At 68.6% G+C, this 18,560-nt stretch carries 13 protein-coding genes; 8 read left to right on the top strand and 5 right to left on the bottom strand.

Features of this window, described 5'->3' with window-relative positions:
- Nucleotides 1-12: 12 nt before the first annotated feature.
- Together DB31_RS25350 and DB31_RS25345 are read left to right on the top strand one after the other, a co-directional pair.
- The gene (locus DB31_RS25350; protein ID WP_044192189.1) at nt 13-1,023 is read left to right on the top strand and encodes an MvdC/MvdD family ATP grasp protein; all 1,011 of its coding nucleotides are present in this window, start codon (nt 13-15) and stop codon (nt 1,021-1,023) included.
- Nucleotides 1,020-2,048: an MvdC/MvdD family ATP grasp protein gene (locus tag DB31_RS25345; RefSeq protein WP_044192188.1), complete on the top strand. Its 1,029-nt coding sequence runs from the start codon at nt 1,020-1,022 to the stop codon at nt 2,046-2,048. Before DB31_RS25350 ends, DB31_RS25345 begins: the two co-directional genes overlap by 4 nt.
- Here DB31_RS25345 and DB31_RS25340 read toward each other — a convergent pair.
- The 3 genes from DB31_RS25340 to DB31_RS25330 all read right to left on the bottom strand — a co-directional run bounded on the left by DB31_RS25340 (nt 2,008) and on the right by DB31_RS25330 (nt 5,814).
- On the bottom strand, nt 2,008-3,363 hold the full coding sequence (locus tag DB31_RS25340; protein ID WP_044192187.1) for a hypothetical protein: 1,356 nt from the start codon (nt 3,361-3,363) through the stop codon (nt 2,008-2,010). The genes DB31_RS25345 and DB31_RS25340 overlap by 41 nt on opposite strands.
- A 3-nt stretch (nt 3,364-3,366) precedes the next feature.
- Complete coding sequence (locus DB31_RS25335; RefSeq protein WP_044192186.1) at nt 3,367-4,584, bottom strand: extracellular solute-binding protein; 1,218 nt, start codon at nt 4,582-4,584, stop codon at nt 3,367-3,369.
- Between the two features lie 63 nt (nt 4,585-4,647).
- Nucleotides 4,648-5,814, bottom strand: a complete 1,167-nt coding sequence (locus DB31_RS25330; protein ID WP_052420227.1) for a vWA domain-containing protein — start codon at nt 5,812-5,814, stop codon at nt 4,648-4,650.
- Between the two features lie 264 nt (nt 5,815-6,078).
- On the opposite strand from DB31_RS25330, the gene DB31_RS25325 reads away from it, so the two are divergent.
- The 4 genes from DB31_RS25325 (at nt 6,079) to DB31_RS25310 (ending at nt 12,520) form a co-directional block, all read left to right on the top strand.
- A complete protein-coding gene (locus tag DB31_RS25325; RefSeq protein WP_240486883.1) occupies nt 6,079-6,606 on the top strand; it encodes a GbsR/MarR family transcriptional regulator in 528 nt (175 codons plus the stop codon).
- Between the two features lie 26 nt (nt 6,607-6,632).
- On the top strand, nt 6,633-7,745 hold the full coding sequence (locus DB31_RS25320; RefSeq protein WP_044192185.1) for an efflux RND transporter periplasmic adaptor subunit: 1,113 nt from the start codon (nt 6,633-6,635) through the stop codon (nt 7,743-7,745).
- A gap of 29 nt (nt 7,746-7,774) precedes the next feature.
- Nucleotides 7,775-10,879: an efflux RND transporter permease subunit gene (locus DB31_RS25315; RefSeq protein WP_044192184.1), complete on the top strand. Its 3,105-nt coding sequence runs from the start codon at nt 7,775-7,777 to the stop codon at nt 10,877-10,879.
- Nucleotides 10,880-11,095: 216 nt separating this feature from the next.
- Nucleotides 11,096-12,520, top strand: a complete 1,425-nt coding sequence (locus tag DB31_RS25310; RefSeq protein WP_044192182.1) for a TolC family protein — start codon at nt 11,096-11,098, stop codon at nt 12,518-12,520.
- Nucleotides 12,521-12,558: 38 nt separating this feature from the next.
- On the opposite strand, the gene DB31_RS50700 is transcribed toward DB31_RS25310, so the two are convergent.
- Nucleotides 12,559-12,861, bottom strand: coding sequence for an SIR2 family NAD-dependent protein deacylase (locus DB31_RS50700; RefSeq protein ID WP_044192180.1), 303 nt, complete (start codon nt 12,859-12,861; stop codon nt 12,559-12,561).
- A gap of 27 nt (nt 12,862-12,888) precedes the next feature.
- Nucleotides 12,889-16,137, bottom strand: coding sequence for an AMP-binding protein (locus tag DB31_RS25300; RefSeq protein WP_044192558.1), 3,249 nt, complete (start codon nt 16,135-16,137; stop codon nt 12,889-12,891).
- A 269-nt stretch (nt 16,138-16,406) separates the two neighbouring features.
- On the opposite strand from DB31_RS25300, the gene DB31_RS25295 reads away from it, so the two are divergent.
- Both DB31_RS25295 and DB31_RS25290 read left to right on the top strand, forming a co-directional pair.
- The gene (locus DB31_RS25295; protein WP_044192178.1) at nt 16,407-17,186 is read left to right on the top strand and encodes an ABC transporter permease; all 780 of its coding nucleotides are present in this window, start codon (nt 16,407-16,409) and stop codon (nt 17,184-17,186) included.
- Nucleotides 17,183-18,556, top strand: coding sequence for an ABC transporter ATP-binding protein (locus DB31_RS25290; protein WP_044192176.1), 1,374 nt, complete (start codon nt 17,183-17,185; stop codon nt 18,554-18,556). Before DB31_RS25295 ends, DB31_RS25290 begins: the two co-directional genes overlap by 4 nt.
- The last annotated feature ends 4 nt before the right edge of the window (nt 18,557-18,560 follow it).

Below are 18,560 nucleotides of genomic sequence, written 5' to 3'. Positions count from 1 at the left end.
GATTCACTCGCCATGGCCCCCCACCGAGACACCGTCCTGCTCCTGACCCACAGCGCGGACCACTACACCGTGGATCGCGTGGAAGAGGAGGTGTCCCGGCGGGGGGCACATCCGCTCCGTGTCGATACGGATGACTTTCCCTCGAAGCTGGCGCTCACCTCCAGGGTGGATGACGGCGGCAGTGAGGTGCTGCTGGGCGAACTCGTGGGCACGAGGATCCACTCGGTGTGGATGCGCCGGATGGGCACTCCCCAGCTCGATGACACGCTGGAGTCCGCATGGCGCGAGGGCTGCCTGCGCGAGTCGCAGGCGGCACTCGAAGGATTTCTGGATGGGTTGGAGGCGGCAGGGTGCCGCTTCATCAACCCGATGGGCGCCGAGCGCACGGCCCAGAACAAGCTGCACCAGCTCCGGCTGGCCCGGATGTTGGGGCTGGAGGTGCCTCGCACGCTGGTAACCAATGACGCGGCCCGGGTGCGCTCCTTCTTCACGCAGGTGCGTGGCCGGATGGTCGCCAAGATGCAGATGCCCCTCACGCAGTCGATGGGAGGAGGGCAGCCCTTCGTCTACACGGCCGCGATCGGCCCCGAGCACCTGGACGCGCTCGAGGAGCTGCGGCACAGCCCCATGGTGTTCCAGGAGCGGATCGACAAGGCCCGCGAGCTGCGCGTCGCCGTCGTGGGCGGACGCTGCTTCGTGGGCGCCATCGACGCCTCGCGCTCCCGCAGGGGGCAGGTGGACTGGAGGCGGGCCGAGCCCTCGGAGTGCCACTGGGAGCCGGGAGTGCTGCCGACGCCAGTGGCCGCCCGCCTGGAGCAGCTCATTGCGACGCTGGGCCTCGTGTACGGCGCCGTGGATCTCATCGTCACACCCGAGGGCCGTTACGTCTTCCTCGAGGTGAACCCTGGCGGCGAGTGGGGAATGCTCGAGCACGACCTCGGGCTGCCCATCGCCGCAGCGCTGGCCGACGCGCTCGTTGCCGGGAGCGCTCCGCTTCATTTCCCCCTGCAGGAGAGCCCATGACCGTCCTCATCGTGACTCGCTCGCTCGACAACGATGCGCCCCTCGCCGTGGCCCAGGCCGTGGAGGCCCGAGGAGCGCGCGCCTACCGCTTCGACACCGATCTGTTCCCCACCGAGCTCCGGGTGGTGCTCGATGAGGGAGGCGGCGGGCGGATCTCGGGGCCTGAAGGGAGGCTCGAGCTGTCGGAGGTATCAGCGGTCTGGTATCGCCGCAGCGCCACGGGGGCGCGGATTCCGCAAGGGCTCGAGCCCCAGCTCCGCCAGCCTTCGGTGGAGGAGAGCCGGCGCGTGGTGCACGGGATGCTCGCGGCGCTCGGGGCCTTCCAACTGGACACGATCGAGTGCGTGCGGCGCGCGGAGCACAAGCCGCTGCAGCTCGAGTTGGCCCGCGCGCTGGGGCTGGAAGTACCGCGCACGCTGACCACCAACGATCCGGAGGCGGTGCGAGCCTTCGCTGAGCGCTGCCCCGGCGGCGTGGTGACGAAGATGATGTCCTCGTTCGCCGTCTACGATCCGCAAGGCCAGGAGCAGGTGGTGTTCACCACGCCGCTGCGCCCCGAGGACCTGGAGGACCTGGAGGGCCTGGACCTGTGCCCGATGACCTTCCAGGAGCGAATCACCAAGGCGCTGGAGCTGAGGGTGACGGTGGTGGGGACGCAAGTGATGGCGGCGGCGGTCGACTCGCAGGCGCTGCCGGGGGCGCGGGAGGACTGGCGGCGGAAGGGACTGGAGCTCATCGGCGCGTGGCAGCCCTACACGCTGCCCGAGCCGGTGCGGGTACGGATCCTCGCGCTCATGGACGCGCTGGGCCTGAACTACGGCGCCTTCGACTTCATCGTCACCCCCGAGGGCCGGCATGTCTTCCTCGAGGTGAACCCGTCGGGCGAGTTCCTGTGGCTGATGCAGCGCCCCGGCCTGCCGATCGCGGACGCCCTGGCGGACGTGCTGGTGGGCCGAGCCCCGCGCCGGTTCGAGCCTCCGCCGCTCACTGGGGCGGCGGACGCAGGCGGATCCGCGTGGAGGTAGCCGGCGCCCCGGAGAGCGTTCCCCAGTAGAAGGCGCGGGACGCGAAGCCGTCCGCCAGTGCCGAGTCGAAGTGCTCCAAGAGGATCGCCTTCCGCTGGGGAGACCAGGTGAGGACGCCCGTCACATTCAGGATGTTCGAATCAGTCACCATGTTGCGGACGAGCGGCGCTGTCTCCCCCCGCTTCATGGGCTGAGAGAAGACCGTGGCGTTGGGACCCAGCGAGAGCGAGCCCGCTTCTTGGATCTGATCCTCGGTCCATACCCATCGGCGGACGAGCCCCTGGGGCTGCCCCTGCGCTTTGAACACGGGCAGATCCTGCGTCCAGAGCACGCCAGGCTCGAAGCCGATCAGCTCACCGGGGACTGACGGGCAGCGCTCCTGCGGAGAAATGATACTTCCCGGCGACAGCTCATACGTGCACACCTGGACGGCCGAGGTGTCTGCATCCGTGATGCGGGTCACCAAGCCCACCCGCACTCCGTCTCGTAGCAGGACGCCGTAAGAGCCTCGCGTGTTGACGGGCTCGGGCGGACGCGTCCAGGTCGTGCCGGAGGATGGGGAGAGGGTCCCCGAACTGAAGATAAAGCTCCCCAGGACACCGGAGTGCAGCACGGTCAGCTCATCCGGCGAGGCGAGGAGGAACTCTACGGAGCCGCGGCCATGCTGGGCGGATCCCGACAACACGAGGTCCGTGCCTGTGTCCACGTAGCGCTGGATGCTCAGGCTGCCCACCACCCAGATGACGTCTCCGGCGACGGCCAGAGACATGCCAGGGAAGGACTTCACCACTGTGGAGCCGCGCATCACGAACGTGCCGCAGACCCAGGCACCCTTCGAGGTTCGCTCGAGAGAGTCACAGGTCCGCGGGAGCGTCTCACTGGGAGCCTCGGCGGAGCGATCCCTCGCGGCGTGGAGATCGAACTGGTGGAGCCCACCGATGTGGGAGAACACGACGGTGATGTGGTACGGGCCCGGGAGCTCCGGGGTGAACTCGAGGATGGAGGGCGTCCTGGACTGCTGGACCAGGGTGAACTGGTTCTCGACAGGTCGGCCGTCCGGGCCCTCGATCTCGGCCGTGGCGGAGATGGGGACGGAACTCTCCAGGGAGCCACAGCCGGCGGACTCGGACGCGGGGATCACCTCCATGCGGACCCGCTGCCCGGTCACGACGACTCCCGGCGCGCGCTCCACCTGGTTGATGGGCCCAGGGGAGGGAAGGCAGTCGAAGGAGTCCCCCGGGCAGCCCCCGAGAGCCAGCCCGAGGAGCGCGAGGGCGAGACGCCACGTCCAATGAGAGGCCATGGGAGACTTCATACCTCAGGGCTTCTTGCGCAGGCTCGCCACGTCCTTCTGGACGGCCTTCTGGGCATCCTGCAGCGCCGTCTTGGGGGCCGAGGCCTTGCGCACGATGGCGTTCATGGCGGTGGTCATCGGGGACCAGACCATCGTCATCTCCGCCACGTTGGGCATGGGGATGGCGGTCTCGGCCTGCGCGCGGAACGCCGCCAGCGTGGTGTCCTTGGCGATCTCGGGATCCTTGTAGACCGGCTCGAACGCGGGGTTCTGGCGGCCCACGAGCGCCATGAGCTTCGCGCCCTCGGGGCCGGTGAGGAAGCTGACGAAGTCATACGCCGCCTCCTTGTTCTTGGAGGGCGCGGCCACGGCAACGCCCTCGACGGTCATCCACGGCTTCATGGGCTTTCCGCCGGCCTCGTCCACGGTGGGCAGCGGCGCCAGTCCGTAGTCGATCTCCGGCGAGATCTCCCCGAGGAACCAGGGGCCAGAGAACACCATGGCCGCCTTGCCCGCGTTGAACAGCGAGGTGGTCAGCACGGTGGAGGGCTCGCGCGGCAGGAGCCGATCCTTGTCCACCCAGCGCAGCAGCAGCTCCAGGGCCTTCACGTTCTCGGGGGCGTCGAGGCGCGGCGTGGGGCCGGGATCGAACACTCGGCCGCCGAACGCGTTCATGAGCGCCGCGTGGTAGTAGAAGTCGGTGTACGGATACACGAGGCACGTGGAGTCCGCGCCCTTGGCCGCCAGGGGCTTGCACACGGTGGCGAGCTCGCCGGTGGTCTTCGGCGGCTTGGCCACGAGCTTCTTGTTGTAGATGAGGGTGATGACCTTGAAGTTGAGGGGCAGCCCGTAGACGGAGCCCCGGTACGTCATGGCCTCCAGGGTGGTGGGGAGGAAGCGCTTCCGGGTGGCGTCATCGAGGAAGAAGTCGAGCGGCTCCAGCGTGTTGCCGCTCTCCACCCAGCCGCCGAGCCGGTCCTGCGGGAAGATGAAGACATCGGGCCCCACGCCGCGCGGCACGGCGGCGGTGATCTTGTCGGTGAACGCATCGGACGGGATGGCGCGCAGGGAGACCTTCACGCCCGAGCTGGCCTTGGCGGTGTTGTAGGCGGCGACGACTTTCTCCAGGCCCGCGCGCTCAGCGGCGCGGTAGCCGTGCCAGACCTGCAGCTCGGTCTGGGCGTGGACCGCGAGGGGAAGCGTCAGCAGGAGGAGCGCGAGCAGGAGGGGAGACCGTCTCATGAGAGGACCTCGAAGGAAGAGACGGTACGGGACCGCTTTCGCTCCAGAACGTCAAGCCTTGGGCTACTCCAGCGCCATGCCCTGAGCCGCGGCCTGCTTGCTGGCGGACTCGATGATGGCCTTGTCCAGCGAGTCCCCGCCCGCCGCCGAGGCCGCAGCCTTCTGCTTCTCCGCGACGAACTTCTCGCGCTCGGACTGGAGCTTCTGGATGCGCCCCTGGATGTCCGCGCGCTCCTTCGCCTTGGCGTCCACATAGGCCTTGCGCTCGTCGGCGTTCTTGCCCTTCAGCTCGGCGGGCAGCTCCTCCTCCTTCATTTCCTCGAGCTTCACCGCGCCCTTCTTCGTCCCGTCCACCAGATCCCATCCCGAGTTGTCATACATGCGGCTGGCCTTGGACACCGCGCGCGTGGTGGCGCTGCCCGCGGAGGCGGCGGCGTTCGTGTCCTGCGCCTCCTGCCGCATCTTGGCCTCCGCGCCCTTGCTCCCGTAGCCCACGTACGTCTTGTTCAGCTCGCGCCCCAGCTTGGCAATCTCGTCATCCTGCGGCGCGGCGATGTGCACCACCGCCTTGTTCTGATCGATGTTGAGCGCCTGGCCACTCGCGAGCTGCGCCGCCGCCGCCCACCCCGTGCTGGCCCCCTCGTTCGCCGAGCCGCAGTGGATGGTGTTCACCGTAATCCCGCGCTCCTTCGCGTCCGCGATGGCGCTCTGGTACGAGACCGAGCCCTGCGTGAACGGCTCGTTGCCCGCGATGTAGATGAGCTTCAGGTCGTTCTTGTTCTTGCTCCACTCCAGGTTGCGCGTGGCCTTCTGGATGACCATGCCGCAGTACTCGTCGCCGCCGTTGGTCTTCAGGCCGAACAGCTCCTCGGACACCTTGTCCAGGTCCGTGGTGAAGGGGACGATCTGTCGGATGTAGCCGCCCTCGGACGACAGCGAGCTCTTGCCGTACTCGTAGAGGGCGATCTCCAGCTGCGCCAGCTGCGTGCCCCGCCGCGCCTTGGCGAACGTGTTCACCACCGTCCACAGCTGGCGCCGCGCCTGATCAATCAGCCCGTCCATGCTGCTGCTGGTGTCGAGCAGCAGGGCGATCTGCACCCGGGGCGCGCTGTGCGCGGCATCCACCGCAGCAGGAGCGGCCGCCGAGGCCGGCTTGGCCGGAGGGCCGCCTGCCAGGGCCACGGCGGGGAAGGTGAGCAGACCGAAGCCGAGGGCGAAGGACTTGAGCATGGGACGAGATCTCCAGGGTAGGGAAGTCGGCTCGCCGGGTTCCAAGCGGCCGGGCTCTCCCTGAAACGGACCTCGTTCAAAAAAGGTTTAAGGACCAGGCGACCCTGTTTCCGGGTCATGGGCCTTCAGCCCTGGCTTGTCCTACATGGGGATTCCCCGATTGTTACGTCCCCACCAACGGAACCATTTATATTTCTTAATCTTTCAGTCTTGACTGAACGAATCGAAGAAACTATTCGATGCGTCGCCAAGGAGGCTGCAGTGGTGGACGGTGACAAGGACGAGCTCTCTCTAACGCCCGAAGACCAGCGTTTCATCGAGTCGCTGGGTCTGCACTTCGAGGACAAGGCCGGGTTTCCGCGGATCGGAGGGCGGATGCTGGGGCTGCTGATGCTGGCCTCGAAGCCGCTGGCGCTGGGGACCATCGCGGAGCTGCTCAAGGTGAGCCCCGCGTCAGTGTCCACCAACATCCGGAGCTTTCATACCAAAGGGCTAGTGGAGGAGATCGGCCTGCCCGGGGATCGTCGCCACTACTATGTCTTCAGCGACACGGCCTTCGAGCACCAGTTCGATGACGCGCTGGAGGGCCTCACGGAGATCCTTCAGATCATGCGCACCCGCATGGAGCGGCTGGGGCCGGACGATGCCCTGCGCATGCAGCGCTTCCTCGCGACGATTGAGTTCTTCGACTTCTTCCGGGGGGTGGTCCAGTCCTCGCGCGAGCACTGGAACGCTCGGAAGAAGGGGGCCGCTCCTTCTTCCGTTCCCGAGCCCACCCGTTCCGTTTCTTGAGTTTTCCCTCTCGAGGTTCCACACACATGACTTCCCGTTCCCTCACCCGTTTCCTCCTGCTGGGCTCGCTGGCGTCCGCCGCTGGACTGGGCTGCTCTGAAGCGCGTGCCAACAAGGCCGAGCTACCTCCCAGCGCCGCCACCACGGGCCAGGCCACCCTGGGCGTCCGCGCCGCGCCTCCCATGGACAAGCTGCAGGGCGATGTCGCCCGCGTGACGGGGCAGATCCGCTCCCGGCTCGAGGCCACGCTCAGCTCCCCGGCCACGGGCACCATCGACAAGCTCCTGGTGAACGTGGGCGACAAGGTGAAGAAGGGCGCCCCGCTGATGGTGCTGGACTCCTCCAACCTCTTCATCGCCGTGGACCAGGCCGAGGCGGCCCGCGACATGGCGAAGGCGGGCCTGGACAGCGCCAACATCGAGCTGACGCGTACGAAGCAGCTCTTCGAGGGCGGCAGCGCTCCTCAGGCCATCCTCGACAAGGTGCAGGCCGGCCAGCGCCAGGCCTCCGCCGCGTTCGCCCAGGCGGATGCCGCGGTGCGCTCGGCCCAGGAGATGCTGCGGGACCAGACGCTGCGCGCCCCCTTTGACGGGGTGGTGACGGCGAAGATGAAGAACATCGGTGACACGGTGTCGCTGGTGCCGGCCACACCCATCTTCACGCTCACCAACGTGGAGGATCTCGAGGTGCGCTTGCCGGTGCCCGAGTCCATGGCGGGCGCGCTCAAGGAGGGCATGCAGATCCACGGCCGCGTCATCCCGGGCAACACGGACTTCGAGGCCACCGTGCGCACGGTGGGCGTGGTGGTGGATGGCCAGAGCCGCACTGTAGAGGTGCTGGCGGACGTGACGGGCGAGCGCAAGGGCGTGCTGCGCCCCGGCTCGCTGGCAGAGCTGGACTTCTCCCGGAGCGAGGCGCTGGCGGGCCTCTTCCTCCCGTCCCAGGCGCTGCTGAAGGACGAGAAGGGTAGCTACGTGTTTGTCGTCGAGGACGGCCGGCTGGCGCGCCGGGACGTGCAGGCGCTGCCCGTCACCCCGCGCTTCGCCCAGGTGCGCGGCGGCCTCCAGCCGAGCGACAAGGTCGTCGTCGAGGGCGCCGCCTCCCTGCGTGAGGGGCTGGCCGTGAGCGTGGTGCAGTAACTCCGACGGATTGAACGGATAGACCCACTATGGATCCGATTAAAACTTTCATTCGCCAACCCATCTTCACCGCCATGCTCGTGCTGGCGCTGGTGGTGTTCGGCCTCTTCGCCTATCCGAAGATCGGCGTGGATCAGTTCCCGGACGTCGACTTCCCCGTCGTCACGGTCACCACCATCATGCCGGGCGCGGACCCGGAGACGGTGGAGAACAACGTCAGCGACCCGCTGGAAGAGGCGCTCAATACGCTCAGCGGCGTGGAGACGCTGCGCTCCATCAACGTGGAGAGCGTGTCGCAGATCGTCGTCCAGTTCTCGCTGAACAGGAACGTGGACGTGGCCGCCCAGGACGTGCGTGACCGCGTCCAGGCCACCCTGTCCAAGCTCCCCACCGAGGCGGAGACGCCCGTGGTGGAGAAGTTCGACATCGGCGCGGCGCCCATCCTTACCCTGTCGCTGAGCGGTCCGCTGCCCATCCAGGAGATCACCCGTCTGGCCAAGGACGTGGTGAAGCCCGCGCTGCAGCGCAAGCAGGGCGTGGGTGGCATCGATCTGGTGGGGAGCCAGGAGCGCGAGATCCAGATCATTGTGGAGCCGGGCCTGCTGCGCACCTACGGCGTGTCCATCTCGGACGTGACGCAGGCGCTGCGCGCGCAGAGCGTGGACATCCCCGGTGGCCGCACCTCCGAGCCCGGCGCCGAGCGCGTGGTGAAGCTCCAGGGCGAGGCCCGCAGCGTGGACGCGCTGCGCAACCTCATCATCGCCAGCCCCGCCGGAGCGCCGGTGCGCATCCGCGACGTGGCCAACGTGGTGGACGGCCCCGAGGAGGCTCGCTCGGGCGCCTCGTTCAACGGCGAGCGCGCGGTGGCGCTGGTGGTGCGCAAGCAGTCCGGCGCCAACACCGTGCAGGTGGCGCATGACGTCATGGATTCGCTGGGCGACATCACCAAGCTGCTGCCCAAGGGCGCCAAGGTGGCCACGGTGACGGACGGCTCCCGGTTCATCCGCTCCTCCATCCACGCGGTGCAGGAGGACATGATCATCGGTGGCATCCTCGCCGTGGTCATCGTGCTCCTGTTCCTGCGCAACTGGCGCTCCACGCTGGTGTCCGCGGTGGCGCTGCCCACCTCCGTTATCGGCACCTTCGCGGTGATGCAGGCGCTGAACTTCACCTTCAACGTGGTGACGATGCTGGCGCTGACGCTGTCCATCGGCCTGCTGATCGACGACGCCATCGTGGTCATCGAGAACATCATCCGGCACGTGGAGGAGGGGGCCAACCCCTTCAAGGCAGCCTACGAGGGCACCAAGGAGATCGCCCTCGCGGTGCTCGCGGTGACGCTCTCCATCGTGGCGGTGTTCATCCCCGTGGCCTTCATGGACGGCATGATGGGTAAGTTCTTCTACCAGTTCGGCGTCACGGTGGCCGTGGCGGTGGGCATCTCGTACTTCGTGTCGATGACGCTCACACCCATGCTCTCCAGCCGCCTCCTCAAGCACCACGGCGAGCCGGGCGCTGTCTCCCGGGGCATCGAGAAGGTGCTGACCGCCACGGAGAACGTGTACCGCCGCTCGCTGCGGTGGATGCTGGACCACCGCGCCATCACCATGGGCGCCGCGGTGGGCGTGCTCTTCCTGACGCTGTTCCTGGCGCGCTTCATCAACTTCACCTTCATCCCCGCTCAGGACATGAGCATGACGAAGGTGACGGTGGAGATGCCCATCGGCACCCCGCTGGAGCGCACGCAGCAGGAGATCGCCAGCGTCCGCGGCCAGATCGAGAAGCTGCCGGGTGTCATGAGCGTCTACACCGCCGCCGGTGGCGGCGTGCAGGAGGAGGTCCACAAGGGCGAGCTGATGGTCAACCTGGTGCCCATCTCCGATCGCACCTATGGGCAGCAGGACTTCAAGCAGTTCCTGCGCCAGAACCTGGTGCGCAGCGCGGGCGTGCTCGTCAACGCGCAGGACTACGCGGCCGTCAGCGGCGGTGGCGCCCGGTCCCAGCCGGTGCAGTTCAACATCCGCGGCGACAACTGGAAGGAAGTCATCGCAGCCGCGGAGAAGGTCAAGGCGGCCATGAAGCAGCAGCCGGGCTTCGTGGACGTGGACCTCACCTACCGCTCGGGCAAGCCGCAGCTGTCCGTGGACATCGACCGCGAGCGCGCCGCCAGCGTTGGCGTGCCCGCGGCCATGCTCGGCACCACGCTGCGCTCCTTCCTGGGCGGCGACGCCATCACCCAGTACCGCGAGGGCGGTGACACCTACGACGTGAAGGTGAAGCTGCCTCCCGAGGTGCTGGCGGATCCGGACCAGGTGGGTGCCCTCACGGTGCGCTCGCCCATGGGCCAGCTCGTGGAACTGCGCAACGTGGCGGACATCCGCCCGGATGAGGGCCCCTCGCAGATCGACCGGCAGGCCCAGAAGCGCCAGATCACCGTGCTGGCGGAGCTGCGCAACTACTCGCTCGGCGAGGCGATCGGGTTCCTCAACACCTACGCCCAGAAGGAGCTGCCGCCCACCGTCATCACGGACTTCGAGGGTCAGGGTAAGGAACTCGCCAAGGCGGGCCTCGCGTTCCTGATGGCCCTGCTGCTGGGCATCATCCTCGTGTACATGATCCTCGCGGCCCAGTTCGGCAGCTTGCTGGACCCCATCACCATCATGATGTCGCTGCCGTTCGCCATCATCGGCGCGCTGGGTGGCCTGCTCATCTCCGGCCAGTACATGTCCATGTTCGCGATGATCGGCATCATCATGCTCATGGGCCTGGTGACGAAGAACGGCATCCTCCTGGTGGACTTCACCAACCAGCTCAAGGAGCAGGGCAAGAGCACGCGCGAGGCGCTGCTGGAGGCAGGCCCCATCCGCCTGCGCCCCATTCTGATGACGACCATCGCGATGATCGCCGGCATGGTGCCGGTGGCCTTGGCCCGCGGCGACGGCGCGGAGACGCGCGTGCCCATGGCCGTGGCCATCATCGGCGGTCTCATCACCTCCACGGTGCTGACGCTGGGCGTGGTGCCTGTCTTCTACTCGCTGGTGGATGGTCTGCGCCGGCGGGTGACGAAGGCTCGCCCGGCGCCGTCGCTCGACGCGCACGCGGATCTGCACCCGCCGAAGGCCGACGCCGCCTGAGTTCATGGTGCGGAGGGCGGGGGTGATACGCCTCGCCCGCCTCCCGGACGGAGCGGGGTGAGTAACCCCCTCCCTCCGTGCCCTGAGTGATTTCCGGGCCTCCAGCCCGCACGGGAAGGGTGTATCTGCTCCCGTCCCGCAGTTCTCTCCTCAACCCGCAGAACCCGCCTTTATGAGCCACTCATCGCAGCGCCTCGCAGTGCTTAGGAGGGTGTCATGAGCCCCCTCGCCCTCGTTGCCCTCGTTGCCCTGGCCGTAGACCAGGCTCCCCCCGAAGCCGCTCCCGCGGCGACCCCTGCCGCCCCTGCCGCCGTCTCCCGGAAGCTCACCTTCCAGGAAGTGCTCGTCCGCATGGAGTCCCAGAACCTGGACCTGCAGGCCGCCCGCGCGCGCCTGGCTCAGGCTCAGGAACTGTCCTCCAAGGCGTGGAGCGGCTACCTGCCGCAGATCTCCGCTGGCGCTTCGTACACGCGCAACAGTGACGAGGCCTCCATCTCCCTGCCCACCGGCTACGCGGTCCGCGATCTTGGCGCGCCGCAGAACACCGACGATCCGACCCTGCCGGGTACTCCCACCAACCTGGGGCTGGTGCCCACGGGCGTCATCACCGCGCCCATCCAGGTCTACAACCAGTTCGGCGCCCAGGTGCAGCTCAACCAAGCGCTGCTCGCGCCGGCGCTGTGCATGGCCATCAAGAGCGCGAACATCGCCGAGGACGTGGCGGCCCTCAATGTGGAGGCGGCCCGCCGGGAGATCCTCTTCGGCGCGGCGCAGCTCTACTTCGGCGCGGCCGGCCTGAAGGAGGCCGTCACGGTGCAGGAGCGGCTGCTGGAGGTGCAGACGGCCCGTGAGAAGGACGCGCAGTTGACTTTCGACGCGGGCGCCCAGCCCAAGGTGGCGCTGCTGCGCGCGCAGATCGACAAGGCTCGCTCGGAGCAGGATCTGGTGCGCGCGCGCAACTCCTACCTGAGCACGCTGCAGGCGCTGGCCACGCTGATGAACGAGCCGGCGGACTTCGACGTGGTGGTGCCCGAGGAGCCTGTGATGCCCGAGGGCATCGAGGACCTGGAGCGCGCGCTGCAGGACCGTCCGGACGTGGCGGCAGCGCGGCGCAGCGTGGATCTGGCCGAGACGGGGCGCAGCGCGGTGAAGTGGAAGTACGCGCCCTCGCTGGGCCTGTCCGCGGCGTACCGTTGGGCCAACGTGGGTGGCTTCACCGGGAAGAACACGAGCTGGCTCGTCACCGTGGGCCTGCAGTGGGTGCTCTGGGACGGCGGCCTGCGCGAGGCGGAGCTGCGCGAGAGCAGCGCGAAGATCGCCGAGGCGAAGGCCAACGCCGCCAACTCCGAGAACAAGGTGCGCGATGAGATTCGCCGGGGCCTGCTGGATCTCGCGAGCGCCCGCGCCAACCGCCTCAAGGCCGAGCGGCAGTTGCAGTTGGCGCGCGAGAGCCAGCGGCTGGTGGACGTGAGCTTCAAGGCGGGCACCGCCACCTACCTCGAGGTGACGGACGCCAACACGGCGCTCGCGGCGGCGGAGACGGGGTTCGTGGGCGAGACGCTCAACGCCTCGCTGGCCGCGCTGCGCGTGCTCAAGGCCGCCGGCCGGTTCGCTCCTCCGGCGCAGCAGAGCGCGCAGTAAGCGGGCTCAGGCTCGCTCCAACTCCTCCGAGATCCCCTTCAGGGCCTCCAAGGCCTTGAGGGGGAGTCTGATGCCTTCCGCAGGCACCTGGGGCTCTCGGACGTTGATGCGGAGCTGTGCGCTCGCGCGTGTCTCATCCCAGCCCCAGTCCCCTCGGGGTTCGCCATCGAGGCGAAGTCCAGGCCCAGCTTCGCGTAGGCGGGGTAGGCCTTCCAGAAGCCTTCGTTGCCGCGGAAGTCGGGCAGGCCCGAGTCCACTCCCATGCCCGCGCCCGCGCCGATGAGGAGCGCATCGGCGGAGCGGATGGCTTCGGCGGCACGGCGGAGCTCCGTCTGGGACATGCGGACCTGTCTTCTCCCCGGAGGGCGTCAGTGGGAGCTCTGAGCGGTGGGGGTCCGCGCGGCACCCGGACCTTGCGCGGGAGCGGCCCGATTGCCATCCGCCTGGGCACAGAGCGCGCGGATCGTCTGCTCGGTCTTCTGCGCCAACAAGCTCAGCAGCACTCCCTCCGAGGTGGTGCCGTGCCACAGGATTTGGGCCCGCTCGGCGGACAGCCGGGCCTCCACGCGCATCCGCGCGGTGCCCTGTCCCGGAGGAAAGGCGCTCTCGAAGATGGCCAGGGTGTGCAGGCTCTCGCGGCTCGAAGGGGCACCCTCGTCGGCGAGGTGCAGGGTGAAGTCGGGCGCGGGCAGCGCCGTGAGCGACGTGGCGAGCGCGCGATCCGCGCCATAGGCTCGCAGGCCGTCATACGCGAGTCCTCCGAGCGGTGCGCCCAGCAACTCAGCGTGGGCGTAGCGGGCCACCTCCTGGGGCGCGGCATCCGGCTCCAGGGCCAGGGTGGCAGGGAAGGAGAAGTCCAGGTTGCCCAGCATGCGCGAGGCATCCACCGGGTAGTGGCTGCTGACGCGTGCGCTCTGCTCGAGGCCGATGCGGACCGTGGGCCGCTGCAGCTGCGTGCCGTAGGCGTGGGCGCACGCTGCCAGCAGGAGCGCTTCCTGGGACACGTCAAAGAGTGTCGAGGCCCGCCGCAGCGCCGCCGCGTCGATCACGGCGAGGGCTCCTGGCGCGGGCAGCTCCTGGGAGGCGGGAGAGGGACGCGCCGGAGCCGGCACGGGCGCTCGGGCGAGCCAGTGTGCGCGAGCCTCGGAGGCGATGCGCGGCAGCTGGATCTCGTTCATGAGCTCTTGGACCCACCGCGTGAGCGAGCCGCTCTGGGGTGTCAGCCGCACGCGTCCGCGCGTCCGGGATTGCTCGCATGCCTCCGCGAGATCCGTGGCGAGGATCCGCCAGGAGGACTCATCCAGCAGGGAGGGGTGGCAGGCGGCCAGGAGCCACGCCGGGCTGCGCGGCCCGCGATCGCAGAAGACGAACGAGGCGAGGTTGCCGATGCACTGGCCGAGCTCGAGGCCCAGCTCCCGGGCGGTGCGCTCCACCAACTGCCAGCACTCCTCATCCGGACGCGTGGAGAGCTCGATGCGCGTCAGCGGCACGGGGCTCTTCTCGGGGGTGATGGCCGCCGCCCAGGCCTCCGGGCCTCCTGCCTCGGAGCGGGCGAAGCGCAGGCGCAGCGTCTCGTGCGCCATCCACACGGCGTGCAGCGCTTCTTCCACGTGCTGCCACCGGGTGCCCTGCGGCAGCTCGAACACCCGGCACGCACCGGTGGGGTGCTCCACCGCATGGGCCGGCGCATGGACGGCGTGCATCGCGGGCGTCAGCGGCACAAGCCCCGTGGGGATTGTCCCCTCGGGCTCCGCCTCACCGCGGGTGGCAACCGCAGCCGTGGGAGCGGGAACCTGGAGCGTGGAGACCGTCTCGGTGGGCTCTTCGCCCCGGTCGCGCAGGAGCGGCTCGGACTCGAAGGTAGGGTAGGCCGTGCGGACGGCGTTCCGGGAGACCCGCCCCAGCGACGAGCGCGGCAGGGTCCCGGCGCGAAGCAGGAGCAGCTCGGTGGGCTGCACGCCGTGGCGCTGGTACACGTTCAGGCGGATGGCGCGGGTGATTTCGCGCGTCAGCGCCTCCATGCGCACGGGGGCGGCCTGGGAGGTGCCGGGCGGGAAGGCCTCGGCGACGACGATCAACTGCTCCTCGCGCCCCTGCTTGTGGGCGAAGGCCGCGCAGCTGCCGGGCACCAGCGCAGGGTGGCTCGCCTCCACGTCGAACTCGAGATCATGGAGGCGCAGGTCCTGGCCCTCCCAGATGATCACGTCTTGGATGCGGCCGGTGACGTACAGCTCTCCGTTCGAGGTGGCGCCGAGATCCCCGGTTCGCATGAAGGCCCGCATGCCCGCGGCCGAGCCCGACAAGCGCCCTCGGAAGGCCTCGGAGGTGGTGCCCACCCGGCCCCAGTAGCCATCGGCGACGCTCAGGCCCGTTACCCACACCTCGCCGATCTCTTGATCTCCGCGCAGCGCGCGCGTGGCCGGGTTGACGATGATCACCTGCACGGTTGAGGCAGGGCCACAGCTCACCAGCTTCGTCGCGGCGCCGCGGCGCTCGGTGATGCGCTGCTGGGACAGGGCATCCACGCCCACGCCTCGGAGGGTCGGCCCATCCTCGGACCTGCTGCTGGCCACCACGTACGTGCACTCCGCGAGCCCGTACACCGGCCGGAACGCCCTGGGCTGGAACCCGCACGGGGCGAAGTGCGAGGAGAACCGCTCCATCGTCTCCGCGCGCACGGCCTCGCCACTGGAGAAGGCCACGCGCCAGCGGCTGAGATCCAGTCCGGCCCGCTCGGCCTCGTTTACGCGCCGCACGCACAGCTCGTAGGCGAAGTCGGGCGCGCCGCTGATGGTGGCGCCGTGGGTGGAGATGGCCTCCAGCCAGCGCCGCGGCTTCTGGAAGAAGACCGAGGGCGGCAGCAGCACGGCGGGAAGACCCGTGTAGAGGGGCTGGAGTACGCCCTCCAGCAGCCCGAGCCCCTGGTGCGTGGGCAGCCACAGCAGCAACTTGTCCGAGGCCGTCTGCCCCAGCCCGCGCCGCAGGGCCTCCGAGTTGTCGAGCAGGCTGGCGTGCGTCACCCGCACGCCCTTGGGGGTGCTGGCGGTGCCCGCCGTGTACTGCAGGAGCGCGATGGCGCGCGAATCCACGAACGGCGGCGTCCAATCGGCCGGAGGCGAGGCCGAGGCCGCGTCCTCGGTGGGGATCAGATCAATGTGCGCCGCGAGGCCCTCAATCGTGAGGCGCTGACCCTCGGCGGGGCGGGGACCGCCCACGAGCGCTGCGGCCGCACCCGAGTCCTGCGCGATGGCGGCCAGCAGCTTGGGCTCCAGCCCCGGCGCATCGAACAGCGGCGGCGGCACGGGGACGGCGATCACCCCCGCGTAGAGGCAGCCGAAGAGGCTGGCGACGGAGGCCGGGCCAGGCGGCAGGACGATGAGGACGCGCTGCCCGGACAGGCTGCGCTTCTCCAGCTCCATCGCGATGGCGCGGGCCCGCCGATCCAGCTCTCCGTACGAGAGCGTCACATCCTCGGAGGCCTCCGCACCCAGGAAGGTGAAGGCCGGAATCTGCCCCTGCTCCGCCGCGCGACGCCGGAGGATGTCAGCGAAGGTCCGCGCTTCCTTCCAGAGCTGGCGCGCTCCACCGCTGGCAGGGGAGTGTGTGTGTTCTCTCACGGCCTCGTGAGGATCCATCGAATAGCGGGGAGCTGTCCATCCCTTGGAAATGCAACGGAAAAATCCACCAGGAGCATGTAGGATGGGGTGCCACGGACCGAAGGGGCAGGTGCCCTCGGTTCGCGGGTGCGCTGGGGGCGCGGCGCAGAGGGATCCACCGGCGGAGGCCGCTCGCGCTTGCTTGCCGGGCAAGGCGGCTCGGGGGCGGACAGGCGCGGAAGTCGGGGGGCTCGCGGCCAGCCGCTCATCTGGTGTAGGGATACCGCCGCATGTTGCGTAACCTCCGTGAGATCTACCAATACCGGGGCCTGCTGCTCAGCCTCATCCAGCGAGAGCTGAAGGCGCGCTACCGGGGCTCGGTGCTCGGGTTCCTGTGGACGTTCCTCAACCCGACGTTGCAGATGTTCGTCTACACGCTGCTGTTCTCCGTCTACATGCGGCAGCAGATCGAGCATTACGCGTTTTTCATGTTCATTGGCTTGCTGCCGTGGATCTGGTTCTCCAGCTCGGTGAGCGCGGGCTCCAGCTCCATCAGTGATCGGCGCGATCTGCTCACCAAGGTGCGCTTCCCGGCCCAGGTGCTGCCGGCCACGGTGGTTGCCACCAACCTGTGCAACTTCGTGCTCTCGGTGCCGCTGCTGATCGGCCTGGGGCTCTTCCTGGGGCACTACCCCAGTTGGCACATCGTGTTGTTCCCGGTGGTGATGTTCGTTCAGCTGTGCGTGACGCTGGCGCTGGTCTACCTGCTGTCCGCCATCAACGTGACGTTCAGGGACTTGCAGCAGATCGTCGGCAACCTGCTGACCATGTGGTTCTTCGTCACGCCCATCTTCTACCGGGTGACGACCATCCCCGAGCAGATCCGGGATCTGATGGTGCTGGCCAACCCCATGGCGGTGATGGTCACGTCCTACCAGTCCATCTTCTACGATCACCAGCTGCCGGCAGCCGGTCCCCTGGCCATGTGGATGGGCATCGCGGCGGTGCTGTTGTGGATGGCGTCGGAGCTCTTCGAGCGCCGCCGCGAGGACTTCGCGGAGGTCGTTTGAGTCACCCAGCGCATCCGGATGGCGACGCCGTCGTCATCCGCAACGTCATCAAGCGGTTCAAGAAGAGCACCATCCGGCGCGAGTACACGACGTTCAAGTCGGAGCTGGTGCGCTGGCTCAAGGGCAAGCGCGGCGCGGCCGACAAGACGTTCATCGAGGCGCTGCGCGGCATCGACCTGACCATTCCCCGTGGGCGGACGGTGGGCATCATCGGTCGCAACGGCTCGGGCAAGAGCACGTTGCTCAAGCTGATGACGGGCATCTACTCGCCCACCTCCGGGGAGATCGAGATGCGGGGACGGATCTCGGCCCTGCTGGAGCTGGGGGCGGGGTTCCACCCGGACTTCTCGGGCCGGGAGAACATCATCATCAACGGCATCATCCTGGGGATGACGCGGGCAGAGATCCGCGCCCGGATGGACGACATCATCGCCTTCAGCGAGCTGGGCGACTTTGTCGACGAGCCGGTGCGCACCTACTCCAGCGGCATGTACGCCCGGTTGGCCTTCGCCGTGGCCACGCATGTGGATCCGGACATCCTCATCGTGGACGAAGTGCTTGCCGTGGGCGACGAGCACTTTGGCAAGAAGAGCCTCGCGAAGATGATGGAGTTCAAGGCGGCGGGGAAGACGATTGTCCTCGTCACCCACGATCTGGTCACCGTGGAGAAGTGGTGTGATCTGGCCGTCTGGGTGGACGCGGGGCGTATCCGCCGCGTGGGTCCCCCCAAGGACGTGACGCAGGAGTACCGGCAGGCCGTGGCGCTGGCGGAGGAGCAGTCCATGGTCCTGGGCCCGGCGGCGATCGCCAAGGACGGCGGCGCGCTGCCCCAGGTGCCTGTGACGCCTGTCCCTCTGCCTGGAGCCCAGGGGCAGCTGACCGACGCCTCGAACGCGCGCCCCAGCAGCCGTGAGGTGGAGCTGTCCCGGGTGAGTCTGCGGGGAGCCGCGGGGGCGGAGGTCACCTCGGTGGACACCGAGGACCTGCTGGAGATCCAGATCGACTTCACCACCCGGCAGCCCGTGGAGGATGCGACGTTTGGCATCTCCGTGAGCCGGGCGGATGGCGTCCAGGTGTACGGCACCCATACCTCGCTCGAGTCCGTGTCCCTGCCATGCCCGCTGCCTCCCGCGGGGACCGTGCGGCTGACCCTGCAGCGGGTCACGTTCACTCCTGGCGACTACATCCTGGACGTGTACGTGAAGGGCCATGACGGCAAGACGTACGACGAGCACAAGGGCCAGTCCCGATTCACCGTGCGCTCCGCTCTCGGGGACACCGGGGTGGCGCGTCCTCCGCACGTCTGGTCCGTGGATGCCATTCCCTCCACCCGCCACGCCGTGCAGCCCGCGCGGGCCAACGCTTCCTGAGCCT

The organism is Hyalangium minutum, assembly GCF_000737315.1.
In the GTDB taxonomy this organism is placed as follows: Bacteria; Myxococcota; Myxococcia; order Myxococcales; family Myxococcaceae; genus Hyalangium; species Hyalangium minutum.
This window is presented reverse-complemented; position numbering and strand designations above follow the sequence as displayed.